27 protein-coding genes are annotated in these 26,249 nt (G+C 65.1%); 15 read left to right on the top strand and 12 right to left on the bottom strand.

Going from position 1 to position 26,249, the window contains the following annotated elements:
• The 10 genes from M4J40_RS03870 (at position 1) to ftsH (ending at position 10,242) form a co-directional block, all read left to right on the top strand.
• Positions 1–522 (top strand): isochorismatase family protein, encoded by a 522-nt coding sequence (locus tag M4J40_RS03870; RefSeq protein WP_251752250.1) that lies wholly within the window; start codon positions 1–3, stop codon positions 520–522.
• Complete coding sequence (locus tag M4J40_RS03865) at positions 519–929, top strand: YbgC/FadM family acyl-CoA thioesterase (RefSeq protein WP_251752249.1); 411 nt, start codon at positions 519–521, stop codon at positions 927–929. The genes M4J40_RS03870 and M4J40_RS03865 overlap by 4 nt, the downstream gene beginning before the upstream one ends.
• A 260-nt stretch (positions 930–1,189) precedes the next feature.
• A complete protein-coding gene (gene tolQ / locus M4J40_RS03860) occupies positions 1,190–1,903 on the top strand; it encodes a protein TolQ (protein WP_251752247.1) in 714 nt (237 codons plus the stop codon).
• A gap of 3 nt (positions 1,904–1,906) precedes the next feature.
• Positions 1,907–2,377 carry a protein TolR gene (tolR, locus tag M4J40_RS03855; RefSeq protein ID WP_251752246.1) on the top strand — a complete coding sequence of 157 codons (471 nt, stop codon included), beginning with the start codon at positions 1,907–1,909 and terminating at the stop codon, positions 2,375–2,377.
• A 3-nt stretch (positions 2,378–2,380) separates the two neighbouring features.
• Entirely contained in the window at positions 2,381–3,418 is a 1,038-nt protein-coding gene (locus tag M4J40_RS03850) for a cell envelope biogenesis protein TolA (protein ID WP_251752245.1), read from the top strand.
• Positions 3,419–3,470: 52 nt separating this feature from the next.
• Positions 3,471–4,820 (top strand): Tol-Pal system beta propeller repeat protein TolB, encoded by a 1,350-nt coding sequence (tolB, locus tag M4J40_RS03845; protein WP_251752244.1) that lies wholly within the window; start codon positions 3,471–3,473, stop codon positions 4,818–4,820.
• A gap of 168 nt (positions 4,821–4,988) precedes the next feature.
• Entirely contained in the window at positions 4,989–5,495 is a 507-nt protein-coding gene (pal, locus tag M4J40_RS03840) for a peptidoglycan-associated lipoprotein Pal (RefSeq protein WP_251752243.1), read from the top strand.
• Positions 5,496–5,779: 284 nt separating this feature from the next.
• On the top strand, positions 5,780–6,928 hold the full coding sequence (ybgF, locus tag M4J40_RS03835; protein WP_251752242.1) for a tol-pal system protein YbgF: 1,149 nt from the start codon (positions 5,780–5,782) through the stop codon (positions 6,926–6,928).
• Position 6,929: 1 nt separating this feature from the next.
• Positions 6,930–8,237 (top strand): tRNA lysidine(34) synthetase TilS, encoded by a 1,308-nt coding sequence (gene tilS / locus M4J40_RS03830; protein WP_251752241.1) that lies wholly within the window; start codon positions 6,930–6,932, stop codon positions 8,235–8,237.
• A gap of 82 nt (positions 8,238–8,319) precedes the next feature.
• Positions 8,320–10,242 carry an ATP-dependent zinc metalloprotease FtsH gene (ftsH, locus tag M4J40_RS03825; RefSeq protein WP_251752240.1) on the top strand — a complete coding sequence of 641 codons (1,923 nt, stop codon included), beginning with the start codon at positions 8,320–8,322 and terminating at the stop codon, positions 10,240–10,242.
• 354 nt (positions 10,243–10,596) lie between these two features.
• On the opposite strand, the gene M4J40_RS03820 is transcribed toward ftsH, so the two are convergent.
• Together M4J40_RS03820 and rpsU are read right to left on the bottom strand one after the other, a co-directional pair.
• Positions 10,597–11,439 (bottom strand): tetratricopeptide repeat protein, encoded by an 843-nt coding sequence (locus M4J40_RS03820; RefSeq protein ID WP_251752239.1) that lies wholly within the window; start codon positions 11,437–11,439, stop codon positions 10,597–10,599.
• Positions 11,440–11,641: 202 nt separating this feature from the next.
• Positions 11,642–11,869, bottom strand: a complete 228-nt coding sequence (gene rpsU, locus M4J40_RS03815; protein WP_251729615.1) for a 30S ribosomal protein S21 — start codon at positions 11,867–11,869, stop codon at positions 11,642–11,644.
• Positions 11,870–12,264: 395 nt separating this feature from the next.
• Here rpsU and M4J40_RS03810 point away from each other — a divergent pair, with 395 nt between their 5' ends.
• Positions 12,265–13,068, top strand: coding sequence for a class II glutamine amidotransferase (locus M4J40_RS03810; protein WP_251752237.1), 804 nt, complete (start codon positions 12,265–12,267; stop codon positions 13,066–13,068).
• An 11-nt stretch (positions 13,069–13,079) separates the two neighbouring features.
• On the opposite strand, the gene M4J40_RS03805 is transcribed toward M4J40_RS03810, so the two are convergent.
• From M4J40_RS03805 to M4J40_RS03795, 3 genes are all read right to left on the bottom strand, one after another.
• The gene (locus tag M4J40_RS03805; RefSeq protein WP_251752236.1) at positions 13,080–14,159 is read right to left on the bottom strand and encodes a 5-(carboxyamino)imidazole ribonucleotide synthase; all 1,080 of its coding nucleotides are present in this window, start codon (positions 14,157–14,159) and stop codon (positions 13,080–13,082) included.
• Complete coding sequence (gene purE / locus M4J40_RS03800) at positions 14,149–14,643, bottom strand: 5-(carboxyamino)imidazole ribonucleotide mutase (RefSeq protein ID WP_251752235.1); 495 nt, start codon at positions 14,641–14,643, stop codon at positions 14,149–14,151. The genes M4J40_RS03805 and purE overlap by 11 nt, the downstream gene beginning before the upstream one ends.
• 139 nt (positions 14,644–14,782) lie before the next feature.
• A complete protein-coding gene (locus tag M4J40_RS03795) occupies positions 14,783–14,995 on the bottom strand; it encodes a YdcH family protein (protein ID WP_251729611.1) in 213 nt (70 codons plus the stop codon).
• Positions 14,996–15,463: 468 nt separating this feature from the next.
• Between M4J40_RS03795 and M4J40_RS03790 the strand changes: the two genes are divergently transcribed.
• Together M4J40_RS03790 and M4J40_RS03785 are read left to right on the top strand one after the other, a co-directional pair.
• Positions 15,464–16,261 carry a sulfite exporter TauE/SafE family protein gene (locus M4J40_RS03790; RefSeq protein WP_251752234.1) on the top strand — a complete coding sequence of 266 codons (798 nt, stop codon included), beginning with the start codon at positions 15,464–15,466 and terminating at the stop codon, positions 16,259–16,261.
• 116 nt (positions 16,262–16,377) lie between these two features.
• Complete coding sequence (locus M4J40_RS03785; protein WP_251752233.1) at positions 16,378–17,538, top strand: OpgC family protein; 1,161 nt, start codon at positions 16,378–16,380, stop codon at positions 17,536–17,538.
• Positions 17,539–17,619: 81 nt separating this feature from the next.
• Here M4J40_RS03785 and M4J40_RS03780 read toward each other — a convergent pair whose 3' ends face one another.
• From M4J40_RS03780 to M4J40_RS03760, 5 genes are all read right to left on the bottom strand, one after another.
• Entirely contained in the window at positions 17,620–17,802 is a 183-nt protein-coding gene (locus M4J40_RS03780; RefSeq protein WP_251752232.1) for a YdcH family protein, read from the bottom strand.
• Between the two features lie 240 nt (positions 17,803–18,042).
• Entirely contained in the window at positions 18,043–19,062 is a 1,020-nt protein-coding gene (locus tag M4J40_RS03775) for a helix-turn-helix transcriptional regulator (protein WP_251752231.1), read from the bottom strand.
• A 248-nt stretch (positions 19,063–19,310) separates the two neighbouring features.
• A complete protein-coding gene (locus tag M4J40_RS03770) occupies positions 19,311–21,029 on the bottom strand; it encodes an alpha/beta fold hydrolase (protein WP_251752230.1) in 1,719 nt (572 codons plus the stop codon).
• 429 nt (positions 21,030–21,458) lie between these two features.
• Complete coding sequence (locus tag M4J40_RS03765) at positions 21,459–22,157, bottom strand: DUF1013 domain-containing protein (protein WP_251752229.1); 699 nt, start codon at positions 22,155–22,157, stop codon at positions 21,459–21,461.
• A 135-nt stretch (positions 22,158–22,292) separates the two neighbouring features.
• The gene (locus M4J40_RS03760; RefSeq protein WP_251752228.1) at positions 22,293–23,291 is read right to left on the bottom strand and encodes an NAD(P)H-quinone oxidoreductase; all 999 of its coding nucleotides are present in this window, start codon (positions 23,289–23,291) and stop codon (positions 22,293–22,295) included.
• Positions 23,292–23,431: 140 nt separating this feature from the next.
• Here M4J40_RS03760 and M4J40_RS03755 point away from each other — a divergent pair, with 140 nt between their 5' ends.
• Entirely contained in the window at positions 23,432–23,623 is a 192-nt protein-coding gene (locus M4J40_RS03755) for a DUF1192 domain-containing protein (protein ID WP_251752227.1), read from the top strand.
• Positions 23,624–24,135: 512 nt separating this feature from the next.
• Entirely contained in the window at positions 24,136–24,669 is a 534-nt protein-coding gene (locus M4J40_RS03750; RefSeq protein WP_251752226.1) for a DUF1465 family protein, read from the top strand.
• A 133-nt stretch (positions 24,670–24,802) separates the two neighbouring features.
• Here M4J40_RS03750 and rpmE read toward each other — a convergent pair whose 3' ends face one another.
• A complete protein-coding gene (gene rpmE, locus M4J40_RS03745; protein ID WP_251752224.1) occupies positions 24,803–25,030 on the bottom strand; it encodes a 50S ribosomal protein L31 in 228 nt (75 codons plus the stop codon).
• A 246-nt stretch (positions 25,031–25,276) separates the two neighbouring features.
• On the bottom strand, positions 25,277–26,173 hold the full coding sequence (gene rpoH / locus M4J40_RS03740) for an RNA polymerase sigma factor RpoH (protein WP_251752222.1): 897 nt from the start codon (positions 26,171–26,173) through the stop codon (positions 25,277–25,279).
• Positions 26,174–26,249 lie beyond the last annotated feature (76 nt).

The following is a 26,249-nucleotide window of genomic DNA, read 5'->3' as shown; positions in this document are numbered from 1 at the left end:
ATGACGCGCGCCCTGGTTATCATCGACGTGCAAGCCAACCTGTTCGAGGAGCCACGCGCCTATCGGATCGATGAAGTGGCTGCCCTCCTCGACGAGAAAGCGACCGAGGCGCGAGCGGCCGGGGCGCCGGTGATCTTCATCCAGCACGAGGAAGCGGGCTCTGTCTGGGAGCGCGGCACGCCCGGATGGGAGTTCCACCCTTCTCTCGCACCCAAGCCCGGTGACAGCGTCGTCGCCAAGACCTTCTGCGATGGCTTCCGCGACACCGAGTTTGCGGCCACGCTCGATCGACTTGGCGTCGACGGCATCGTGGTCGGCGGCTATGCCTCCGACTTCTGCGTCGACACCACCGTTCGCGCCGCCGCCTCGCGCGGCATCCCGACAACGGTCATCGCCGACGGGCACACGACCTCCGAGCGACCCCATCTTCCGGCGGCCGACGTGGTGCGCCATCACACCTGGGTCTGGTCGCGATTCGATGCGCCAGTTTCCGTCGCAACCGCCAAGGACATAACCTTTTGACCGTCCATCGCCTCGCCGTCCGCGTCTATTTCGAGGATACCGACGCAGGCGGCATTCTCTACCACGGCAGCCACATGCGCTTTTTCGAGCGCGGCCGCACCGAGTTCCTGCGCGATCTCGGCATCAGCCAGAGCGCCACGGCCGACCGGACCGACCCGGATGCGCTGCTGTTTGTCGTGCGCAAGTTCGCCATCGAGTACCTGAAGCCCGGCCTGCTCGACGACCTTCTGACCGTCGAGACGGAAATCGCCAGCATTTCCGGCCCCCGCTTCACCGTCGCCCAGCGACTTTTGCGGGAAGGCGATCTCCTTGCCTCCGCCGAGGTCGAGGTGGTGGCCATCGGCGGCAGCGGCAGGCCGCGGCGCCTGCCGCCGGCCATGGCCGCGCTGATCGAAGAGGCGCGCTGAAACAGGGCGTTTCGGTAAATCTTCCTTAACCATACCATAGGATGACAGGAACGGGACTCCGCCGCCGTCGGCTGCGGAACCCGTCCCGGCGGCAGAGGGGCGAAATACCCCGGTTTTCCTGACCGTCAAGTCCCGTTTTCGCCAAATTTCGGCGGCATGTGGAAGCTAAGGCATCAGTGCATGCCGCCACAGCCTGCCCGGCCGACGCGACTTGGCGCCTAGAGATTGCCGCTTCATCCTGAGGACAACGGAAGATACCCATGAATCCGGTCGAACTGACCCAGAACGCGCTCGCAGCACCTGCCGTCGAGGTGTCCGTCTGGGCATTGTTCTGGCAGGCGAGTTTCGTCGTGAAGGCCGTCATGCTCGGTCTTCTGGCCGCCTCGGTATGGTGCTGGGCGATCATCGTCGACAAGATCGTCGCCTACAACCGTGCCCGTCGCTCGATGGACCGCTTCGAGAAAGTGTTCTGGTCCGGACAGTCGCTCGAGGAACTCTATCGGTCGCTCACTTCTCGGTCCAACGAGGGCCTTGCCGCCATCTTCGTCGCCGCCATGCGCGAATGGAAGCGAAGCCATGAGGCGGGACGCGTCTCCTTCCAGGGCATTACCGACCGCATCGGCAAGGTGATCGACGTCACCATTTCCCGCGAGATGGAGCGCCTGGAGGCGCGTCTCATCTTTCTCGCCACCGTTGGCTCGGCCGGTCCGTTCATCGGTCTGTTCGGCACCGTGTGGGGCATCATGAGCTCGTTCCAGGCGATCGCCACATCCAAGAACACCAGTCTCGTGGTGGTGGCGCCGGCCATCTCGGAAGCGCTGCTCGCCACCGCCATGGGCCTTGCCGCCGCTATTCCGGCGGTCCTCGCCTACAACAAACTCTCTGCCGACGCCGCCAAGCTCGGCTCTCGCATGGATGGCTTCGCCGACGAGTTCGCCGCCATCCTGTCTCGCCAGATCGACGACCGGAGCTGAACCATGGGTATGGGGGTCGCAGGAGGATCGCCGAACGGCAGCCGTCGTCGCAGGCGGCGTCACGCCCGTGGCGTCATGAGCGAAATCAACGTGACGCCGATGGTCGACGTGATGCTGGTGCTGCTGATCATCTTCATGGTGGCCGCGCCACTGCTCACCGTCGGCGTGCCGATCGACCTGCCCGAGACGGCCGCCAAGCCGATGGAAGGACAGACCGACCCGATCAACATCTCGGTCGACGCCTCCGGCAAGGTGTTCATCCAGGACAGCGAGATTTCCTTCGAAGAGCTGGTTCCCAAGCTGATGGCCGTCGCCAAGAACGGCGTCGAGGATCGCATCTACGTACGCGGCGACAAGGCCGCCGACTACGGCACGGTCATGCGCATCATGGCACGCATTTCGGCGGCCGGCTTCAAGAAGATCGGTCTCATCACGCAAGAGGAAACGGGGACGGCTGCGGCGCCGTCCAACTGATACATGCGCATAGGTCTCACGACATCCGTCATCGGTCACGTCCTGCTTTTCGCCTGGGGATTTGCATCCTTTTCCGGCGCGAAGCCGTTCGACGCCGCGCCGGTGGACGCCCTGCCGGTCGACCTCGTGCCGATTTCCGACCTGTCGCAGATCGCCGAAGGCAACAAGAACGCGCAAAAGTCCAACAACGCCTCTCAGGCCAAGGTGAAGACGCCGACGCCGCGCCCCGACTCGCAACGGGTCGGCGCTGCCAAGAACGACCAGTCGACACCGATCACCGAGAAGGCGACCGACACCGCCGCCGCCAAGGCGGCCGAGGCGCCGCCCCCGCCCCCCAAGGCCGCGCCACCCAAGCCCACGGAGCCGCCGCCGTCCGAAAAGCCGAAGGAGACGAAGACCGCCGCGCTCGAGGAGGCTCCCAAGGCCGACACCGGCGAGATCGCCGAAAAGATCAAGGAAGCCGACAAGCCGGCGCCGGTGCCGCCGAAGCTGCCGCCCACCAAGCCCAAGCCGCCGGCCCCGACACCGGCCGAGGATGCCGCGGACCAACCGGACAAGACGCCTGCCAAGCCCGTCAAGGAAAAGCCCAAGCAGACGCAGAAGGATTCCAAGAGCGAGGAGTTCGACCCCAACGAGATGGCGGCGCTTCTCAACAAGGTGGATCCGTCCGGCGGTGGCGGCCGCGAGTCCGACAAGGAAGCCTCGCTCGGCTCGGAGAACCGGACCGGTCCGGTGGCCGAGATGAGCCAGAGCGAGCTCGACGCGCTGACGGCCGCCGTGACGGCCTGTTTCAACCCACCGGTCGGCGCCGAGGGCGTCGAACAGATGGTCGTGCCGTTGCGCGTGACCTTCACCATCGACGGCGACCTCGCCGGTCCACCCGAGATCAAGGCCATTCCCGCCGGCCCCGCCGGCCAAGCGGTCGCCGAGGCGGCCGTGCGCGCCGTCCAGCGCTGCGCGCCCTACCCGTTCCTGCCGAAAGACAAGTTCGACAACTGGCAGGTCGTGAACATGAATTTCACCCCGCCGCCGTCCTATTGACGCGGCGAGCAAGCAAGTCGAGCCGGACTGGGCCGCATCGTTCGATCGGAGCATGTCCGGAACATCCGTCTGGGAGCACCTCAGGATGCGAAAACTGGTCCGCACTCTCCTTGCCGCGTTGGCGGCCCTCGCCACGATCGCGGCGGCGGCGCCATCCAGCGCCGAGATCACAATCAACATCAACGGCGGCAACATCCAGCCGCTGCCGATCGCCATCCCGAACTTCGTGGGGAGCGGCGACACTGCGAGCGTCGGTCAGCAGATGGCCGGCGTCATCGCCGCGGACCTGCAGCGCTCCGGCCTGTTCCAGGTGCTCAACCAGGCATCCTTCGTCGACCGCATCACCGATCCCAACGCGGTGCCGAACTTCCAGAATTGGCGGGTGATCAACGCCCAGGCCCTCGTCTCGGGCGGCATCGTCCGCGCCGCCGACGGCCGCCTGCAGGCCGACTTCCGCCTGTGGGACGTGTTCGGCGGCACCCAGCTCGCCGGCCAGCAGTATTTCACCACGCCGGAGAACTGGCGCCGCATCGCCCACATCATCGCCGACGCCATCTATGAGCGTCTGACTGGCGAGAAGGGCTACTTCGACACCCGCATCGTCTTCGTCGACGAGAGTGGCCCCAAGGGCAACCGCGTCAAGCGTCTCGCCCTGATGGACCAGGACGGCGCCAATGTCCGCTTCCTGACCAACGGCCGCGACCTCGTGCTGACGCCGCGCTTCTCGCCGACCTCTCAGCAGGTCACCTACATGTCCTTCGGGGCCAGCGAGCCGCGCGTCTATCTGCTCAACATCGAGAGCGGCCAGCGCTCGCTTGTCGGCAACTTCCCGAACATGACCTTCTCGCCGCGCTTCTCGCCCGATGGCAACGCGGTGGTGATGAGCCTCGAGCAGAACGGCAACGCCAACATCTACGCCATGCCGATCGGCGGGTCGCCGGTTCGCCTGACCAATGCCGCGGCCATCGACACGTCTCCCTCCTACTCGCCCGACGGATCGCGCATCGTCTTCGAGAGCGATCGCGGCGGCAACCAGCAGCTCTATGTCATGAGCGCCGGCGGTGGCAACGCCACCCGCATTTCCTTCGGCAACGGCCGGTATGGAACGCCGGTGTGGAGCCCGCGCGGCGACCTCATCGCCTTCACCCGCCAGTCCGGTGGTGGCTTTGCCATTGGCGTGATGAAGCCGGACGGCTCGGGCGAGCGCATTCTCACCGAAGGTTTCCACAACGAGGGCCCGACCTGGGCGCCCAACGGCCGCGTCATCATGTTCTTCCGTGACGCCGGCGGTCCGAACGGCGGTCCGCAGCTCTGGTCGGTCGACCTCACCGGCCGCAACGAGCAGCGCATCCCGACGCCGAACTTTGCCTCCGACCCTGCCTGGTCGCCCCTGCTCAAGTAAAAAACGGCGGCGTCAGACACCCGTCCGACGCCGCGTTTACCATCAAAAGGCCGCGAACCCGAGTTTTAGTGCTTCGTTAACCACGTCTCTGAACGAGGGTTTAACCAAAGCCGTTTACCAAGACTCTCGAAACATCCGGTCAGCACGTATTCGAGGATTACCGGTATCATGACGACAGCCACCAGACTTTTCAGCCGCCGCGGAGCGCTTGCTCTCGGCCTTGCCCTCCTCGCCGCAGCCTGTGCCAAGAGCCCGAGCGAACTCGATGGCCAGCTCGCGGGAGGCGCCGGTGGCGCCGGCGCCGCCACGCCAGGCAGCGCCCAGGATTTCGTGGTCAATGTCGGCGACCGCGTGTTCTTCGACACCGACTCCACCTCGCTCAACACCGAGGCCCAAACCGTCCTCGGTCGTCAGGCCCAGTGGCTGGCCCTCTACCCGAACTACACCGTCACGGTGGAAGGCCATGCCGACGAGCGCGGCACGCGCGAGTACAACCTCGCCCTCGGCGCCCGCCGCGCCAAGGCCGCCCAGGACTTCCTCGTTGCCCGCGGCATCGCCGGCACCCGCATCCGCACCATCTCCTACGGCAAGGAGCGCCCGGTCGCCCTCTGCGACCAGGATAGCTGCTGGGCGCAGAATCGCCGCGCCGTCACCGTGCTGAACACTGGCGGCTGATCTCCAGACGCCGCCGCCGCACCCCAGGCACGATCATCCCGGATTCCCATGAGGGAGTCCGGGATTTTCGTGTTGTGGCCGCAATGCCGCCGAAGTCCGGCGCTTAAGTGCCGACGGAGGGACTGAAGCGACCGCCGAGCTGTCCGGAAGTCCGTCCGCCGCTGTCGTCGGGGTTGCGCCGACAGCGGCATCATGGTCCTGTCTTCGACGAAGGCGTCCTCCGGCCGGCGGATCACCGGCCTCCATGGAGGGCTCCGCCAGACTTGCCTGGGATAACCGCGCTGATGACCAGCCGTCTCTTTCGTCCACCAAGCCACTCTCGTTTCGCTACGCTGGCCGTCGCCGCGCTTGGCTTCTCCTTGCTCGCCGCCGCGCCCGCCTCGGCGGGCCTGTTCGGCTCCGACCCCGTTCCGCCCGCCTCGATCCCCGGCCAGCAGGATGCCGCGCAGCAGGCGGTGCGTCTGGACAACGTCGAGCAGCAGATGCGCCAGCTGAACGGCCGCATCGACGAGCTGACCCACCAGATCCAGCAGTTGCAGAACCTCCTGAAGCGCGCCCAGGAGGACAACGAGTTCCGCCTGCAGCAACTCGAGGGCGGCAAGGGCCAGAAGCGATCGGACGTCGCTCCGCCGGCGGCCACCTCCGGCGCAGGCGTTGGCGCAACGGCCACCGCCGAAGCGCCGATGGATTCGGTCGGGACCGGCGAGACGCTGCAAACAGGCTTCGCCATCGACGCGCCCGGCACGGTCGGTGCCGGCACGCCGCCGGCCGACGATACGCTGGGCGCCCCTCCGGCGCCGCTCGGCACGCTTCCAGGCGCCATGGCCGATAGCGCCGCGCCGTCGGCGAGCGCCGTCGGCGGACCGCTCGACCTGTCGGCGATCGCCCGTGGCGAGTTGGCCCCGAACGACACAGCCATCGCCACTTCCGGCGGTCTCGCCGCGGCGGCCGGCCAGGATCTCGCCGCCGGAGGCGTGCTCACCGCTCCGCCGGTCGCCGACGCCACCGCAGCGCCGCAGCAGATGGCCTCCATAGCGCCGCCCACAGTGGACCCCGGCGCCGATTATGATCGCGCCTACTCCTCCATCGTCAGCGGAGACTACGCGGCGGCGGAGACCGGCTTCAAGAAGTTCCTCACCGATTTCCCGGGGGATCCGCGCGCCGCCGACGCCCAGTACTGGCTCGGCGAGAGCTATTACTCGCGCAAGCAGTATCGCGACGCCGCCACCTCCTATCTCGCCACCTACAAAAACCATCCGACCAGCCAGAAGGCCCCAGACAGCCTGTTCAAGCTGGGTTTGTCGCTCGAAGGTCTTGGCGAAACCAGCGCCGCCTGCGCCACCTATGGCGAGCTGACCAAGAAGTTCCCCAAGGCCCAGTCCGGCCTTGTCTCGCGCGTCGCCACGCGGAAGCAGAAACTCGGCTGCAGTTGACATGACCGGTTGTTCCGCTTCGCCCGCCCCCCTCACGGCGACGTCGCGGGCCCGGCTGTTTTCCCCTCTCGCCGGCCTTTGCCGTGTCGGAATCGCCGTCTCCGGCGGTCCGGATTCGACGGCGCTCCTGGTTCTGCTCGACCGCTGGAAACGCGAGAGCCCGGCAGCCCCCACCCTTGTGGCATTGACCGTCGACCATGGCCTCAGACCTGAAGCGGCCCGCGAGGCCGACGATGTCGTGGCCTTTGCCAGCCGCCTCGGCCATCCGGCGGAGAAGCTCGTCTGGCGCCATGACAGGCCGCCGCCGACCACCGACATCCAGGCCGAGGCGCGTACTGCCCGCTATCGCCTTCTGGTCGAGGCGGCCCACCGAAACAAACTCGACGCCGTCCTTCTTGCCCATACCCGCGACGATCAGGCCGAGACGCTGCTGATGAATCTGGCGCGTGGCTCTGGTGTCAACGGACTTTCCGGCATCCCGGCCGAGCGAACGATCGACGGCGTCCGCTTCCTGCGCCCGCTCCTTGACGTTACCAAGGCCGATCTCGTTCACTTGCTGGATGACGCCAGCATTCCATATGTGACCGATCCGTCCAACGCCTCGGATCGCTACACCCGCGTTCGCTTCCGCAAGGCGCTGCCGGCCCTCGCCGATCTCGGCCTGACCGCCGAACGTCTCGCCGGCACCGCCCGGCGCATGGCACGCGCCGAGGCAGCGCTGCAGTCGGCCACCGACGACCTCGCCCTGAGATCGGCCATCAGCCACGGCGGCGTCTGGTCGGTGGATACGGTCGCACTCGCCGCCGCGCCAGACGAGATCGGCCTTCGTCTCATCGTGCGTCTGATCCGTGCCATCCGCCCGTCCGAGCACCCGCCGCGCGCCGACGCGCCGGAGGGCTGGCATGCTGCCTTCCGTGCCGGCGCCGCGCCTCGGCGCGCCACCATGGCCGGCGTCGTGCTGCACCTGCGAACGGATCGCCTCTGGCTCTATGCCGAAGCCGGACGCGCCGGCTTCCCCGAACTTTTCGTCGAGAACGACGGCGACCACATCTGGGACGACCGGTTCGTCGTGTCGGTCGCCGGTACGGAAGGCCAGCGCCTCATCGTCACCGCGCGCGGCCCCGGCGCGCGGGATGGAGACTTGCCCGCCGCCGCCGCCGCCAGCCTGCCGACCGTCCGTTCGGTCGACGGCAACGAACTTCCGGCCCGATTGACGATCGCAATTCGGCCAATCCGCCAGCAATCGCCTGTCACAAGCGAGGATTGCCGGTCCGTGGCTTGGCAAGGCAGCACCGACAACCTATCTTAACCCGACATGGGCTAGGGTGATGGGGGCCGAACCCACTCTCCCGGCCCCTCCCGCATCGCGCGATGCGCCTCAAAGGTCGACGATGAACGCAAATTTCCGCAATTTCGCACTCTGGGTCATCATCCTGTTGCTGCTGGTGGCACTCTTCCAGCTGTTCCAGGGTTCGGACACGCGCCAGCCCGGCAATGACGTGGCCTTCTCGGAGTTCCTCAAGAACGTCGACCAGGGCTCCGTGCGCGACGTGACCATCGTCAATCAGACGATCACAGGCCACTTGCAGAGCGGCGCGACCTTCCAGACCTATGCGCCCTACAACGCCGACTATATCGGCGAACTGACCAAGGCCGGCGTCACCATCGTCGCCCGTCCGCCGACCGAAAGCATCTCTCTGATCGGCACGTTGCTCAACTGGCTGCCGATGCTGATTCTGCTCGGCCTCTGGATCTTCTTCATGCGGCAGATGCAGGGCGGCGCCGGCGGCAAGGCCATGGGCTTCGGCAAGTCGAAGGCCAAGCTCCTGACCGAGGCGCACGGCCGCGTCACCTTCGAGGACGTCGCCGGCATCGACGAAGCCAAGGAAGACCTGCAGGAAGTCGTCGAGTTCCTGCGCGACCCGCAGAAGTTCCAGCGGCTCGGCGGCCGTATTCCGCGCGGCGTGCTGCTGGTCGGCCCCCCGGGTACCGGCAAGACGCTGACGGCCCGCGCGGTGGCCGGCGAGGCCAACGTCCCCTTCTTTACCATTTCCGGTTCGGACTTCGTCGAAATGTTCGTCGGCGTCGGCGCGTCCCGCGTCCGCGACATGTTCGAGCAGGCCAAGAAGAACGCCCCCTGCATCATCTTCATTGACGAGATCGACGCGGTCGGACGCCATCGCGGCGCCGGCCTCGGCGGCGGCAACGACGAGCGCGAGCAGACGCTGAACCAGTTGCTGGTGGAGATGGACGGCTTCGAGCAGAACGAAGGCGTCATCATAATCGCCGCCACCAACCGCCCGGACGTGCTCGACCCCGCCCTGCTGCGTCCCGGCCGCTTCGATCGCCAGATCACCGTGCCGAACCCCGACGTCAACGGTCGCGAAAAGATCCTGAAGGTTCACGCACGCAAGGTGCCGATGGCGCCCGACGTCGACCTCAAGGTGCTGGCGCGCGGCACGCCCGGCTTCTCCGGCGCCGATCTCATGAACCTCGTCAACGAGGCCGCCCTGCTGGCCGCACGCCGCAACAAGCGCATCGTCACGATGGGCGAGTTCGAGGACGCCAAGGACAAGGTGATGATGGGCGCCGAGCGCAAGTCGCTGGCCATGACGCCCGAGGAGAAGCGGAACACCGCCTATCACGAGGCCGGTCACGCCATCATCGCGCTGATGCTCGACAAGACCATCGACCCGATCCACAAGGCAACCATCATTCCGCGTGGCCGTTCGCTCGGCATGGTGATGACGCTGCCCGAAAGCGATCGCTACAACTGGACCTACGAGAAGGCGCTTGCCCGTCTGACCATGCTGTTCGGCGGTCGCGAGGCCGAGATCCTCACCTTCGGTCCTGAAAAGGTCACCACCGGCGCCGCCGGCGACATCCAGATGGCCACCGGCCTCGCCCGGTCCATGGTGATGGAATGGGGCATGAGCGAGAAGCTCGGCCGCGTCCGCTATCGGCCGAACGAGCAGGAAGTCTTCCTCGGTCACTCGGTCAGCCAGTCGACCAACATGGCCGACGAGACCGCCAAGCTGATCGACGAGGAGGTCCGCCGCTACATCGAGGAAGGCGAGACGAACGCCCGCCGCATCATCAGCGAGAACCACGACAAGTTCGTCGCCATCGCCGAGGCGCTCCTGGAGTTCGAGACGCTGACCGGCGACGAACTGCGCGGCATCATGAATGGCCACCCGCCGGTGCGCGACGCCTTCGATGACACGACGCCGCCGCGCGGCTCTGCCGTACCCACGACCAAGCCGCGTCCGAAGGGCGAGGAGCCGGACGGCGCCACGCCGCAGCCGACGGCCTGAGCATCGGTCGCAGAGATACATGAATAAGAGAAGGCGCCGGGGCGGATCGCCCCGGCGCCTTCTTTTTTAGAGCATCATCCGACCGGAGTGAAACGAGGATCGAAAAGATGATGCTTTGCAAACAAAAGCCTAGAGCACCCGCCGATCAGGTTGAATCAACCTGATCGAAAAGCGGCTGCTCCAGCAAATGAATCTGGAGCATTCGCTGGACGACCAAATGTTTCAACTTGGTCGGCGAATGATCTAGCGCGCCGATCTGATTCAGTCAGATCGAACAGCGCTCTATGTCGAGTGCGAACGCAAAAACGGCCGCCCGAACAGGCGGCCGTTCATGATTTTCGAAAGAAAGCAGTATCAGCTTTGGGCTGCCGTGGTCCGGAGCGCATCGCGAGCCGGGCCGTAGCCAGGCTTCAGCACCAGCGCCCGATTGATCGAGTCGCGGCCCCGCTGCGCGTCGCCGGTGCGGATCTGGGCGATGCCGAGGTTGGTCCAGAACTCGGCCGACTGCTTGTTGCGGTTGACGGCCGCCGCGAAGTCCTGCAGCGCTTCCTTGTCCTTGCCGACCTGAAGGCGGCTGAGACCGCGCGCATTGTAGGGCTCGGAGGAATTGGCATCGAGAGCAATCGCCGCATCGAGGTCGGCCATGGCGCGGATGTGGTTGCCGCGGCTCTGGAAGACCAGGGCCCTGTTGTAATAGGCCTTGGCGTCCGACGTGTTGAGCGTCACCGCTCGATCAAAGTCGGCCATTGCAAAGTCGAGCTGGCCGGACTGGCGATAGAGCGTGCCCCGGCCGAGATAGGCCGGCTGATAGTCGGCGTTGAGCGCGATCGCCTGATTGTAGTCGGCAAGCGCCGCCTGCGGCTGGTTCAGCTGGCGATAAATCAGGGCTCGGTTGTTGTAGGCCTGATAGAATCCGGGGTTGAGCTGGATCGCGGTGGTGAAGTCGGCAAGCGCCGCCTGGAACTGCCCGGCCTGACCATAGGCCGAGCCACGCACGTTGTAGTTCACCGGGTTCTGCGGTTCGCGCTGGATAGCCGTCGAGAGAGAGCTGATGTTGGCCGTCGATCCGGCGTTGGGGTCGACCACCCAGCTCGGTTCGTTCGTCGGACCGGACGTCGTGCAGGCGGAAGCCAGAAGACCCAGGGCAACAGCGCCCGCAAGGCCGCGAAGAGCCGAAGACGTCGCAATCAACCGCATCAATCCATCCCTTTCAGGCAATACCGGACACATTGGACCGGCGAGCACCCTTACGCGGCACCTTTGTCCGCACCATGAGACCGATGGGCGCCATTTCGGCACCTTACCGATCCGTTTGCGCCGGACAAAACAAAAGAGACGGTCGACTCGCGTGACCGTCCCTCGACTTCGACAAACAGCATCGGGCGACGGAGCCCGTGTATTAGTGGGTGCGACCCTTGACCGAGATCAGGCCCTCGCGCTGAGCCCGCTTGCGAGCCAGCTTGCGCGAACGGCGAACGGCCTCGGCCTTTTCGCGAGCCTTCTTCTCCGACGGCTTCTCATAGTGGCCGCGCAGCTTCATCTCGCGGAAAATGCCTTCGCGCTGCATCTTCTTCTTCAGCGCCTTGAGAGCCTGGTCGACGTTGTTGTCGCGAACGAGTACCTGCACGCCTGTTCTTCCCGTGGTCGGTCACCGTGAGACCCATCTTGCCGGGGCGGACCACCCACGGCTTCGCGTCTCAGGCGACATGATGAAACCAATCTCGCGGAAATGACAGATTTCCGCCGCGGCACGCCAGGCGCCGCAAGAGTGGAGGTTCTCTAGCAAATCGCCGGAGGCCTGTCCACTGGAGATCGGAGCGGATAGGCCGGAAAATGCGATATCACCCCGATCGGCGCTATCGCACGCAACCGCAAAGCCACACCCGCCGCCCTTCCTGAGTCCGGTAGGTCATGGTTAACGCAATTTTGCCAAGATGGTCGGCATGGGTCTTGCGAGTGAGAAATCGGGTCAGAGAGGCTGACTCGTTCAACTGATGCGTCCGCGTCGAGGTCGCCCCTGTCATGTGTCGTTGGCTCGCCTATTCCGGTCGTCCGATTTTCCTGGATACCCTGGTCTCCAAGCCCTGCCACTCGCTCATTCACCAGAGCCAGTCGGCCACCGAATGCCTTGCCGCCACCAATGGCGACGGCTTCGGCCTTGGCTGGTACGGCGCATGGAGAGAGCCGGGTCTGTTCCGCGACGCCATGCCTGCCTGGAATGACGACAATCTGAAGAGCCTGACGCATCAGATTTCATCATCGATGTTCTTTGCCCACGTGCGCGCGTCCACCGGCACGCCGACAACCCGCGTCAACTGCCACCCGTTCGCCAGCGGCCGCTGGATGTTCATGCACAACGGGCAGGTCGGCGGCTGGGACCGTATCCGTCGTCGTCTGGAGGCGAGGCTGTCCGACACCCGCTATCGCGAGCGCCATGGGTCCACCGACTCCGAAGTGCTTTTCCTGCTGCTCGACGCCGACGACCTCGATGCCGATCCCATCGGCGCCATGCGCTCGGTGCTCGCCGAAACGCGCAGGGCGATGATCGACGCCGGCGTGGACGAACCGTTGCGCCTCACCGCCGCCCTGTCCGACGGCGAGAGGCTCCATGCCTTCCGCTACTCCTCCGACGACCGCCCGCCCAGCCTCTACTGGCGGCACGGCGACGACGGCATCACCGTGGTGTCGGAGCCGATCGACGCCGCCCACGATCAGTGGACAGCCGTCGCCCCCAACACGGTACTGACCGTAGAGCCCGGCGGCCACATCCGCTTCGACGATTTCGAGGTGGAAACGACCCGACGGATCACGACTCGCGTCGCCTGAGACCAGTGGCGTCACCCCACCCGGTTGACGTGCCCCATCTTGCGTCCGGGGCGGCTTTCAGCCTTGCCGTAGAGATGGAGCCTCGCCCTGGGATCGGCCGTGATGGCGGCCCAGGCGTCGGCATCGGCGCCGATCAGGTTTTCCATCACCGTCGGCGCGACGGTCTCGACGGAGCCGATCGACCAGCCGGCAATCGCCCGCACGTGGTTCTCGAACTGCGAGGTCACCGCGCCATCTTCCGTCCAATGGCCAGAGTTGTGAACGCGCGGTGCGATCTCGTTGACGACGAGCCGTTCGCCCCTGGCATCGCGGACCACGAACAGCTCGACGCCGAGTACGCCGACATAGTCGAGCGCATCGGCGATGCGGCGACCAAGCGTCGCGGCAGCGTCGGCGGTCTCCGGGCTCACCCGTGCCGGCACCCGCGTTTCCTTCAGGATATGGTTGGCGTGCGAGTTCTCGCCGATATCGTAGACGGCCGACTTGCCATCGGCGCCCCGCACCACGATCGCCGAGACCTCCATGGCGAAGGGCACCAGCGCCTCGAGAATGAGATCGCCGCCCCCGAGCTCGGCCACCGCCGCCACAAGCGCCTCGCGGCTGTCCACCTTGCGCTGCCCCTTGCCGTCGTAGCCGAAGCGACGGGTCTTGACGATGGCGGGCAGTCCGGTGACGGCGATCGCCGCGTCGACATCGTCAATGCCGTCGATGGCGGCGAAAGCGGCCACCTCGGCTCCGGCCTTGCGCAGAAAGGTCTTCTCGACAAGACGATCCTGAGAGGTGGCGAGCGCCAGCGCACCGGGTCGGAGCAGGGTCTTCCCGGCAATCACCTCGGCGGCGCAGGCCGGCACGTTCTCGAACTCGTAGGTGACGACATCGCAGCGCCCCGCAAAGGCGGCAAGCGCCGTCTCGTCGTCGTAGGCGGCAATGGTATGGGCCTTCGACACCTCGAAAGCCGGACTCTCGGGATCGGGGCAATAGACATGAACCGAAAGGCCGAGCCGAGCCGCGGCAAGCGCCATCATGCGGCCGAGCTGGCCGCCGCCGAGCATGCCGATTACCGAACCGGGAGGAAGCATCTCAGGCGCCATCGACGGGCTCCTCGGCGACGGCCGCCGTCTGGCGGGCGCGGAACGCGTCGAGACGGTCGGCCAGCGCCTCGTCCGACAACGCCAGTACGGATGTGGCGAGCAAGGCCGCGTTGATGGCGCCAGCCTTGCCGATGGCCAACGTCCCCACCGGAACGCCACCCGGCATCTGGACGATGGAGAGAAGGCTGTCCTGCCCCTTGAGCGCGTGGCTCTCGACGGGAACCCCGAGCACCGGCAGCGGCGTCAGCGCCGCGACCATGCCGGGCAGGTGCGCCGCACCGCCCGCGCCAGCGATGATCACCTTGTAGCCGTCGGCGCGCGCGCCCTTGGCAAAGGAGACCATGCGATCGGGCGTGCGGTGCGCGGATACGATCATCGCCTTGTGCGACACGCCGAGCGCATCCAGCGTATCGGCGGCGTGTTTCATGGTGGCCCAGTCGGACTGGCTGCCCATGATGATGGCGACAGGCGGCTTATCGGTCATCTCTGGAAAATCCCCGGCTCGCGGCGTCGCCCAAGGCGGTAGGGGAAATCCCGGTCGAAGGCAAGCCTTCGGCGCGATTCTCATGCAGCCGTACCAGCTCGCCAAGACCTTCGCCCGACGGCGTCTCCGTCATCGCGGCTCAGGCGATGATGTCGGGAACCTGCTGGTCCTCAAGCTGCTTGATGCGGTCCTTCAACACCAGCTTGCGCTTCTTGAGGCGCTGGATCTGGATGGAATCGGCCGAGCCAAGCGACACCATCGCATCGATGGCCGCATCGAGGTCCCGGTGCTCCTGGCGAAGCTGCGCCAGTTCGAGCTGCACCTGTTCATTGGCTTCTTCCTGCCCCGTCATCCAGCAAACCCTTCGCCTCGTCCCCGCCGGCAGCCGAGCGCCAGCTTTCGCGACAGTCTAGCAGATCGCCATTGCCTTTTCATGGTCCTCGGCGGAAAAGCCCCCCGTCTTTGCGAAACGGTTCCACGACCGGGGCGACCGCCTCGGCGCCCCGCCTCCCAGGCGACCGGGAGCTTAGCCGACTCAGGCCAACACCCCCGCTTTTCCGGGGAATGCAGCCGCCCCCGCGCTTTCTCCATCTTGCCGCCTTTCGCCGAATGTGCCTAAGCAATGTCGGTTTCTCGCGACAGCCAGAGAGAGCGGCGCGCGGGTGACGCGAATCCTTCCCCGGAGACCCTTCCGTGTCCGACCGGCAGGCCCGGCCACCGTCTCATGCGGTGGATGACGACGTGTGGTGTCCAAACAGATGCAAGCCGGCAACCGCCGCGCAACCCCGTCGCCCACAGCGCCGGGACAGGTGACGATGCGATGATCGACGATCCTCTCTTCTACCTCGCCGCGATTCCGGCCGTAGTGCTCACCGGCCTGTCGAAAGGCGGACTTGGCGCCGCCTTCGGTCTTGCGGCGGTACCCATCCTCGCCCTCGTCGTCTCGCCGGTCCGCGCCGCGGGCCTGATGCTGCCGATTCTCCTCATTTCCGACGTCGTCGCCATGTGGTCCTACCGGCGGCATTTCAGCATCGACCTGGTTCGGCATCTGATGCTCCCGGCGATCCTCGGCACCGCCCTCGGCTGGGCGACCGCCAGTTACGTTTCCGACGATGCCCTCCGCCTCGTCGTCGGCGGCCTCGCCATCGCCTTCGTCGCCCGCATCTTCATGCTGGAGCGGGCGCACGCGCGAAAGGTTGCCAGCGGTAGCGCCGCGGGCTTGCCGCCGCCAACCCAGAAATCGACGCTCGGCGCCTTCGTCTGGGGGACGCTGACCGGTTACACCTCCTTCGTCGCGCACGCGGGCGGGCCGCCTTTCCAGACCTACGTTCAGCCGATGCGGCTCAGCCCCACCCTGTTCGCCGGCACGGCTGCCATCTTCTTCGGCGCGCTCAACATGATGAAGGTGATCCCTTACGCCATGCTCGGCCAGTTTACCGCCGAGAACCTGCTGATGTCGGCCATTCTGGCCCCGCTGACCGTCGGCTCCACCTATGTCGGCGTAAAGCTCGTCAAGCGGATCGACGAGCGGCTGTTCTACCGAATCCTGACGATCTCGGTGTTCGCCGTCGGTCTGAAGCTGATTTACGACGGCGGGATGCATCTCTTGGGCCTCTGACGCGTTTAGGCGCCATGGCCACAGTTCCGCCGCGCCTTTGCCGAGGTCGGCGTCTAGCCTTTTCGAGACACGAACACGCGGAAGGCCCACGGGGCGGACCGAGACGGGAGAATGGAATGAACATCAAGCCGCTCGGCAAGCGGGATCATCGCATCGACATCCTGCGCGCCCTGGCGCTCCTATCCATTTTCATCAACCACATTCCCGGCAATGTGCTTGAGCCCTTCACGCACAAGAACTTCGGCCTGTCCGACTCGGCCGAAGCCTTCGTCCTGCTGGCCGGCGTCGCCTCGGCGTTCGCTTACTTTCCCCGCTTCGCCGCCGGCGCCATCGCCCTGCCGCTCGCCAAGATCGCCAAGCGCGTGGTCGTTCTCTACGTCGCCCAACTCGCCTCCCTGATGGTCGGTCTCGGCATCTTCTGCTTCGGGCTCCAGCAATGGGGCATGCCGATCCTCGATACTCCCCTCAACATCGACACCATCTTCGCCCAGCCGACCAAGGCCCTCATCGGCATTCCGCTGATGACGCAGCAGATCGGCTATCACAACATCCTGCCGCTCTATGTCTGCCTTCTGATCTTCCTGCCGGTCCTGATGGTTGTGGCTCGCTTCTTCGGCCTCGGCGCCATGCTTTTCACCTCGTTCGCCGTCTATGCCGCCGCTCATGTGTTCGGCCTCAACATGCCGGCCTATCCGGGCCGCGGCGGTTGGTTCTTCAACCCCATCACCTGGCAGCTCATCTTCGGCATCGGCTTCTTCATCGGCGTGCGCGTATTGCGGGGCCAAACGCCCGTTCCCTACTATCGGCCTCTCTGGTGGCTGGCGCTCGCCTATCTGATCGCCACATGCATCTACCACCGCTACAATCTCTACGGCACCATCCCCAGCGTCAGCTGGCTACCGCGCAATTTCCTGGTCAACGAGAAGCCCTGGGTGGCGCTGCCGCGCCTTCTGCACATCCTCTCGCTCGCCTATGTCATCGGCCATAGCCGACTGATCATGGGATGGCTCGGCCGTCTGTCGCCGGATGGCGTTCTCTCGCGCATCGGCAGAAACTCCCTGCCGGTATTCTGGCTCGGAACCGCGCTGTCGGTGGTTGGCCAGGTAGCAATGTTCGCAGCCGAGCTGGGGACCGCTGGCCAGATCGTCTTCATCGCCCTCGGCATCCTCGCCCAGGCCGGGCTTGCCTATTTCCTCGATTATCTGGGCAAGGCCAGCAAGGCCAAGGTCGCCCCGAAGCCGGTGACCGAACCGGCCCAGGACCCGATCGCGGCCTGACCCCCACCGCCCCAAAACAAAACGCCACGGACCAGAGGCCGTGGCGTTTGCCGGATCAGTGGATTCCGAACAGCAATGTCCTTAGTGGAGGACCTGGGTATCGGACGAAAGCTTTACGATCTCGTCCTTCAGGGCCAGCTTTTGCCGCTTCAACTCGCGCAATGTCGTGCCGTCCATGCTGGGGTGCTGGTTGGCCTCGTCGAGCTCGCGCTCGAGGGCAGCGTGACGGCGTTCAAGCTCTGCAATGTGCGACTGAACAGACATTCGGGCCTCCTTGCTGTGGGCTAAGCCTCAACATATTCATCGTGTCACAATTTTGATATGAAGTCGATGGCTGCGGAGTTCAAGGCGTCCGGCCATGTTTATAAATTGCGCTTATACAGATAATTATTGTGTATAATTGCACACGATGGCTGCATGTGTTTCCGATTGTTGCGCTATCGACCAAGGTCTCACTCGCGCCCCCGAGAGAAGAGCCCTGGGTCCGCAGAAAGCCGGACGGCCTCAACAGGCTCCATGAGGGTTGATCCCACGCCGATCGGCTTGCGCCGGTGCGAAGTCACCCCCGCCTTCTCCATTCGAGCAGCCGCGCTCGCGAAATGTGCGGGGCGTCATGCCGAAGCGCTCCTTGAACGCGCGATGGAAGTGCGCCGTAGCGACGAAACCGCACGAGAAGCCGATCCATTCGATGCTTCGCAGCGCGTGGGCCGGCGCCAGCAGATACTCCTCGGCGCGCGCCAGACGCTGAGACAACAGCCAGGATGAGAACGTCTCCCCCTCGGCGGCGAAGCGGTTCTGCACGGTGCGCTCCGAACAGCGGAAGGCGCCCGCCACCGCTTCGATGCTCAGCCCCGGCTCCGACAGGCGGCTCAGAACGTGGCTTTTCAGCGAGGCGATGCCGACGTTCGGCTCCCGCCGACCGCCATCGATGTCGGAGGCCTCGCCCAGCGACAAAAGCATGGCCTTTGTCGCGTTGGCCGCCGCATGGGCGGCGGCGACGTTGTCAAGTCGCAGGGCCTTGACCAACACGCGATACTGTTCGGAGACAAGGGAGCCAAGGCGGGAGTCGGACAAGATCGAGTTTATTTTGCGGAACGACACATCGTCGCCGAACGCCATGCGCGGAATCTGGAAGCAATGGAGAACACCCCGTTCTCCCCTCGGCAGGCGCAACTCGAACTCGCTGGCGTTGTCGATGATGCGCAGCGCCCCGTATCGAACGTCCCCGCTTCCCAGCGCGTCGCTCAGAAAGTAATCGCCACCATCACAGTAATTCACGCTGACCCTGTCGCCGGGCGAACTGCGCAGGGCCGACCGGGAGCGGCGCACTCCATGCTCGGAACCGGTGATCCGGCAGACCTGGATATCGCCGATGTCCATCGTATCGAACCGGGCGTCCAGCGTCTCGCCCTTGGGCTCCACCAGCTCAAGCCCGTCGAAACAGGCGGCAACCTTTTCCCGGAAGTAGGAGAACCTGTCGTCCTGAGCAACATCGGTCGTCGACACGATCACCCGCGATGGCATTTGACCTCGGCTCCCAAGCGACGGTTCGATCCACGTTCGTTTGTACTGATCGGTGCGGCACGATCGCGCCATCCTATCTTGATTGCGAACTGATCCTTATCAGACGAACGTCCTAGAGCACCCGCCGATCAGGTAGAATCAACCTGATCGAAAGCGAATGCTCTGGGCCCGGATTCCAGGCAGAAGCGCATGAAGACGCAAAAAGCCGGCGAGTTTCCCCGCCGGCTTGAAGATCGATGCGCGTTGGCTCAGGCGAAGTGCGTCGCCGTACCCACCGTCAGGTACCAGGTCACCAGCAGACCACAGATCAACGCGCCCGGCAGCGACGATCCCGTTCGCCGCCAGGTGAAGGTCGAGATGAACCCCACGGCGGTAAAGACGGGCAGGAAGTTCAGGCCGATGATCGTCGACAGCGGCATCAGCGGCGGATTGGAGGCGATCGGGTTGATCAGCTCGCCGGTCAGCCAGAGGTGCCCGTACTGAATGGCCTCGAGGATGGCGAAGCCGAGGACGAGCGCCAGGACCGTCAGGGCATAGTGACGAGCTGCCGGCAGGCCCGGCGAGCTGAAGTTGCGGTGCAACATGTGCAAGGACACGACAAAGAAGGCCGTGAACGGCAGGAGGTAGAGAAGGAACGCCTTGAACTGGGCTGCGCTTGGCAGCTTCAGGGCAAAGAACCAGAACCGCAGGTCGATCTTGAACGCCGCATCGACCAGCCAGACCGCCACGTAGCCGATGGCGGCGACGACGATGGCAATGAGCAGGGACGGCAGAATGACGCCACGTCGCTCAAACGACCTAGGGGCCCAGCGCAACAGGACCAGGGTGATGATCAGGTTGATCATCGCCCAGGTCATGACCTGGCTGGTAAACGTTTGCCGAAACACCGCCGACGCCGGCAGGATGACCTCGCCGAGCATGAAGGCCGGATAGTAGGTCAGCGGCGGGATCAGCACGGTCATCCAGAAGGCTGCCATGGTCCGCTTGCCCGGCCGGGGTTCGACGACGGCGGCAGCCGGTTTCCCGGAGCGCAGGGACGCAAAGATCGGCAGGCCGAGCAGAAGGTCGAACACGCCGAGCAGCAGCACCACGAAGCCCACCAGCGCCAGGCCGGTTCCGATCTCCTTGTGGAACCAGATCTGATCGTCCGTGGGCAGCGCCACGCCGCCGGTCAGCGTCTTGCCGAACCAGTCGATCGCATAGCCGATCGCCTCGTGGCTGATGTGATCGCCCGGATGGGTCACGGCCGGCTGCTGGAGGACACGCGCCGTACCCTGGGCGATGTCGCCATAGATCTTGCCGACCTCGATTGGCTCCTGAACGCCGAACACCGCCTGGATCTTGGGCGTCATTCCAAGCTCCGTGGGCTTGGGGCTGCCCCACATGAGGGCGGAGAACTCGTCGTACTTGGAGAAAACGACCGCGAGATTGCGCGGCCAGTCCGGATCGCCCTCCTTGGCGAACGGCGCCCCGGTCGACGAGCCCTCGAGCACGACGGCCTTGTAGGCATCGGGCATTTCCGCCGCCGCCGCAAGAACCGTCCACCCTCCCATGGAGTGCCCTTCAAGGCCGATGTTGTCCTTGTCGACGAAAGGCAGACTGCGCAGATAGCGCAGGCCGTCCGGCCCGCCGAAGCTGTAGCCGAACGCCGGCGGATCGCTGTAGCCATGGCCGGCCTGATCGAGGGCCACGACGACATAGCCGCGTCTGGCAAACTCGATGGCAAAGCCGCTCTGCGCCTCGCGCGAGTTGAAATAGCCGTGTACGGCCAGGATGCCCGGCGCCGGATGCTCCTCCGTGGCCGTCGGCGGAATGTAGACGAGGGCACTCATGGTGTTGCCCTTCTCGCCGACAAACCGCACGTCCTCGATGCGAATGCCGCCCGACGTCTGCGTGAAATAGGCCAGCAATCCACCGACCAGCATGATCGCCGCACCGACGATCGCCAGCAATGCCCTGCGTCTCATCTGCCCCTCCCTGAACCGGACAGTCCGCCCCGGCCCTCAATGAAGAAGGCAAACAGGCCGCCAGCGCACCGCCGGTTCCCCCCGAGACGTGCGTGGCGGATCCGCGCCTTCATGCGAGCGAACGGACCTGCCCAAGTCATAAAGTCGCCCCGCCAACGCGCCTAGTGACGGGAGGCGCAAAACAGTGACGGGAAGCGAAAAGAGACCGACACCCAGCTCCTGGCAATCGAAACAAAAAAGGCCCCGGAAACCCGGAGCCTCGTGCCAGTGCGCGAGGCCTGCGCAAAGGCGGCCGCGCTATCATCCCGAAATGATCTAGAGCACCCGCCGATCAGGTTGAATCAACCTGATCGAAGAGCGGCTGCTCCAGCAAATGAATCTGGAGCATTCGCTGGACGACCAAATGTTTCAATTCGGTCGGCGAATGCTCTAGAGGTCTTCGTCCTCGTCGGACTTCGGGCTGGAGAGGGCATTGAGCTTGGCGAACACCGCCTCGGCGTCGAGCTCCTCCTCGTCGTCGCGCGACGGGGCGCGGAAGCCGGTGAGCGCGTCGGGAGACGTCGTCTCTTCCACCGGCAGCAGCGTCTGCGTCAGCACCTTTTCCGGCGACACCTTGCCCGCCTTCTCGACTTCCATGTCCAGCTCGATCTGCGAGCAGAGACCAAGGGTCACCGGATCGGCCGGCGTCAGGTTGGCGGAGTTCCAGTGGGTCCGGTCGCGGATCTGGGCGATCGTCGTCTTGGTCGTGCCGACGAGGCGCATGATCTGCGCGTCCTTCAGCTCGGGATGGTTGCGCACCAGCCAGAGGATGGCGTTCGGCCGGTCCTGACGGCGGGAAACCGGCGTATAGCGCGGGCCACGACGCTTGGCCTCGGGCACCCGCACCTTGGGGTCGAGCAGCTTCAGGCGGATCGAGCCATCCTTCTCTGCCTTCTCGATGTCGTCGCGGCTGAGCTGACCGGTCAGGATCGGGTCCAGACCCTTGATGCCCTGGGCCGCTTCGCCATCGGCGATGGCCTTGACCTCGAGGGCGTGCAGCTTGCAGAAGGCGGCGATCTGGTCGAACGACAGAGCCGTATTCTCGACCAGCCAGACGGCGGTTGCCTTGGGCATCAACGGGGTCGACATCGATAAATCCTCTTCGCTGGTCCACCGGCTCTCGCCGGCGGCCCTCCGTCTCGTATCACGATGACTGGGGAATGGTTACCTATATACAGATCGCTCCCCTGTTCTGCAATCGCAACAAGCCGGAAAAACCGGGCTTCAGCCGAAGGTCAGCACGATCTTTCCGATATGATCGTCTTCGAGACGGGCATGCGCTTCCGCCGCCTGCTCGGCGGGCAACACCTGATCGATCACCGGGGCGACGCTGCCGGCGCCAAGCAGAGGCCAGACCTTGTTGCGGAGCGACGCTGCGATTCCCGCCTTGAAGGCGGGCTCGCGCGCCCTCAGGGTCGAGCCGGTATGGACGAGCCGCTTCTGCATCAGCTTGGCGAAGTTGGCCGACGCCTTGGCCCCGCCGAGGAAGGCAATCTGCACGATGCGGCCGTCGATAGCGGCCAGCTCATAGTTGCGATCGACGTAGTCGCCGCCCACCATGTCGAGAATGACATCGACGCCCCGTCCCTCCGTCGCGGCCTTCAGCACGGTGACGAAATCCTCGTCGCGATAGTTGACGGCAACCTCAGCGCCAAGGCGGCGGCAGGCCTCGCACTTCTCGGCGCTTCCTGCCGTCGCGAACACGCGCGCCCCGAAGGCGCGGGCAAGCTGGATCGCCGTCGTCCCGATGCCGGACGTGCCGCCATGGACGAGAAAGCTCTCGCCAGCCTCAAGACGCCCCCGGTCAAACACGTTGGACCAGACGGTGAAGAAGGTCTCCGGCAAGGAAGCGGACCGCACCGCGTCGAAGCCGTCCGGCCAGGGCAGGCAGCTTCCGGCCGGGGCCGCGCAAAACTCGGCATACCCACCACCGGCCACCAGCGCCGTCACCTTGGCGCCGATGAAAACGCCGCGCACTTCGGCACCGACCGCCACGACGGTCCCCGCCACTTCGAGCCCCGGGATATCGGACGCGCCGGGCGGCGGCGGATAAACGCCTTGCCGCTGCAATGCATCGGGCCGGTTGACGCCGGCCGCCTCGACGGCGATCAGCACCCCATCGGCCGGCAGGGCCGGTACGGACCGTCGCGTCGGCCTCAACACCTCCGGCCCGCCGGGGCGGGAAATCTCGATCGCCAGCATGTCGGACGGCAGACTTTTCATCGCGGGCTCCCTCCCTGGGCGAGACGGCGACGAATCGCCAGCCGGGAATAACTCTCCGGCGAACCTATCCACTCTGAACCAACTTGACACGTCGGCCGGGCCAGCCTTCACTTCCCTCAGCCATAACAAGGAGGGTTCAGATGACCATCGATGACGATCGGCCCCAAATGCCGCCGCCCGCTCATGTCGTCGGCCAGGATCTGTCGCGCCTCTCGGTAGCCGAGCTCCGCGCCCGGATCGGCCTCCTGCACGAGGAGATCGCCCGCATCGAGGAGACCTTGCGTCTCAAGGACGATGTCCGCAGCGCCGCCGACTCCCTGTTCAAGTTCTGAAGCGGATGGCTAACGGAATCCATCGAAAATTATTCATTGCTAAGGGTTCGTTTACCAGTTTCGTTTATCAAGAATTCGATCCGTATGGTTGGATCACGAGTGGCTCCTGTCACTCTTTTGACGCCTCCCTGTTCAACTTATGAAGGGCCGCCCTTGGCGGCCTTTTTTTTGTTCGGCGTTTCCCGCTGCCCTCTTCCACGCATCCTGCGCCCCCCGCTTTTGGGGCCGGTTCTCCGACGCCTCAGGATTTGTCGAGACTCTCCCAGCTCTTTGCGTTAACCTTTCATTCACGTTCAGGCCGGGTCCTGCCATTCCTGGCATGCCGGTTGCGACCTTCATCGCAAAGTCGGACGACTGCTCCGGAAGGGGATTCTGATCTCCCTTTTGGGGATTGCGGGGAATAGCGGCGACATGCGTCAGCTTTTCCTTTGCTACGGCGCTTTCGCGGTCCAACTCATGGGCGCGAAGCCGGCCGGGCCATTTGTCCGAGCGTCTGGTGCAGAGGTGGCGTGATGAGTGATTTTACCGGCAAGTCCCATTTCGGAACGGAAGCGATCGCCTTTGGTGCGCGCGCGCTCAATTCGGAACTGTTCCGTGAGCTGTTCCGCGAGGGCATGGCGCTCGTCGAGGAGACGGCCGCCTATCTCGACGGCGATGGCCGCACCGAGAGCCGCACGCTCAGCCGCGCCGCAACGCTGTCCTACTCCACCGAGTCGATGCGCCTCACCACGCGCCTGATGCAGATCGCCTCGTGGCTTCTGATGCAGCGCGCGGTCAACGAAGGCGAGATGTCGCCCGAGCAGGCCCGCACGGAAAAGAACAAGGTGCGCCTCGACTTCCAGCCGCCGGTCATGTCCGGCCCGCTGTGGAACGAGTTGCCCGAGACACTCCGCTCGATCATCGAGCGTACCGATCGCCTGCATGGCCGCATCGTCCACATGGACAAGGCCATCTACGACGTCGCCGCCGAGCCGGCCGCCAACCTCGTTGCCCGCGATCTCGATCGCCTCGCCAGCGCCTTCGGCGCCCGCCGCGCCGACAGCTGATCGTCCTCGATCCGTCGGTGCGGGGAGGCGCCGACGGATCGGACGACTTGCTGGCGAGGCTCCCCATCTCCAAACAAAAACCCCGGCGAGCAGCACTCGCCGGGGTTTTTCATGTTCGTCCTGTCGTTCAGCCTTACTTGGCGGTGAACAGACCACCGAACTTGGAGTTGAAGCGCGACAGACGGCCACCGCGGTCCATCAGCTGCTGCTGACCGCCGGTCCAGGCCGGATGCACCTTCGGATCGATGTCGAGGTTGAGCTTCGCATCCTTGGCGCCGTAGCACGAACGGGTGACGAACTCGGTACCGTCGGTCATGACGACCTTGATCTCGTGATAGTCGGGATGAATGCCCTGCTTCATCTTTTCGATCCTTTCGGGCGCCCAAGAGGCGCAATCAGTGGCGCCGGCCTTATCGGGGCGCCCGGTGTCGGATATCGGCCACACGGCGGCTCATCAGAGGAACGAGCCGCCCCGAGAAAACTCGAGCGGCTCGTCTCCGGTCCACCGCATGGCCCGGTCGGGCGCCTCTATAGCGCAAAGGCTCGGCGTGAACAAGCGTCGAGGAAGCGTAGGAGCGCTTTTCGCCCCGCTTCCGACCGCTTTCCGTCAACCGGCGTCGACGACGGCCGGGACTTGCTCGCGGGCCTGGGCCTTGACCGCCTCCTGCACCTTTTCAAAGGCGCGCACCTCGATCTGCCGAACACGCTCGCGACTGACGCCGAACTCGGTGGAAAGGTCCTCCAGCGTCATCGGATCCTCGGCGAGCCGGCGGGCCTCGAAGATGCGACGCTCGCGCTCGTTGAGCACGCCAAGCGCCCGCTTCAGCATGGCACGGCGCTGGTCGAGCTCTTCCGTCTCGGCCATCACCGTTTCCTGGCTGTCGCGATCGTCGACCAGCCAGTCCTGCCATTCGCCGCTCTCGCTGTCCGAGCGCAAGGGCGAGTTGAGCGAGGCATCGCCGGACAGACGCCGGTTCATGGAAACCACGTCGTCCTCGGTCACGCCGAGCTTGGTGGCGATCGCCTCCACCTGATCGGGCTTGAGGTCGCCGTCACCCAGCGCCTGAAGCTGGCTCTTGGCCTTGCGCAGGTTGAAGAACAGCCGCTTCTGGTTGGCCGTCGTGCCCATCTTGACCAGCGACCACGAGCGCAGGATGTACTCCTGGATCGCCGCCTTGATCCACCACATGGCATAGGTCGCGAGTCGGAAGCCCTTGTCGGGCTCGAAGCGCTTGACCGCCTGCATCAGGCCAACGTTGCCCTCGGAAATGACTTCGCCGATCGGCAGCCCGTAGCCGCGATAGCCCATGGCAATCTTGGCAACCAGGCGCAGGTGCGACGTAACGAGCTTCTGGGCGGCGTCACGGTCGCCATAATCCGCATAGCGCTTGGCCAGCATGTATTCTTCCTGCGGCTCAAGCATCGGAAAGCGACGAATCTCGTCGAGATAGCGGCTAAGACCGCCTTCTCCCGCGGCGATCATCGGCAATGTGGATCGGGCCATTGAGCACCCCCCTTACGTTCACGGTACCGCTCCCGGACGGACACGGCATCCCCTCGGCGCCTCGCACGGCAAGCGC

Source organism: Pleomorphomonas sp. JP5, from assembly GCF_023721815.1.
Lineage (GTDB): Bacteria > Pseudomonadota > Alphaproteobacteria > Rhizobiales > Pleomorphomonadaceae > Pleomorphomonas.
This window is presented reverse-complemented; position numbering and strand designations above follow the sequence as displayed.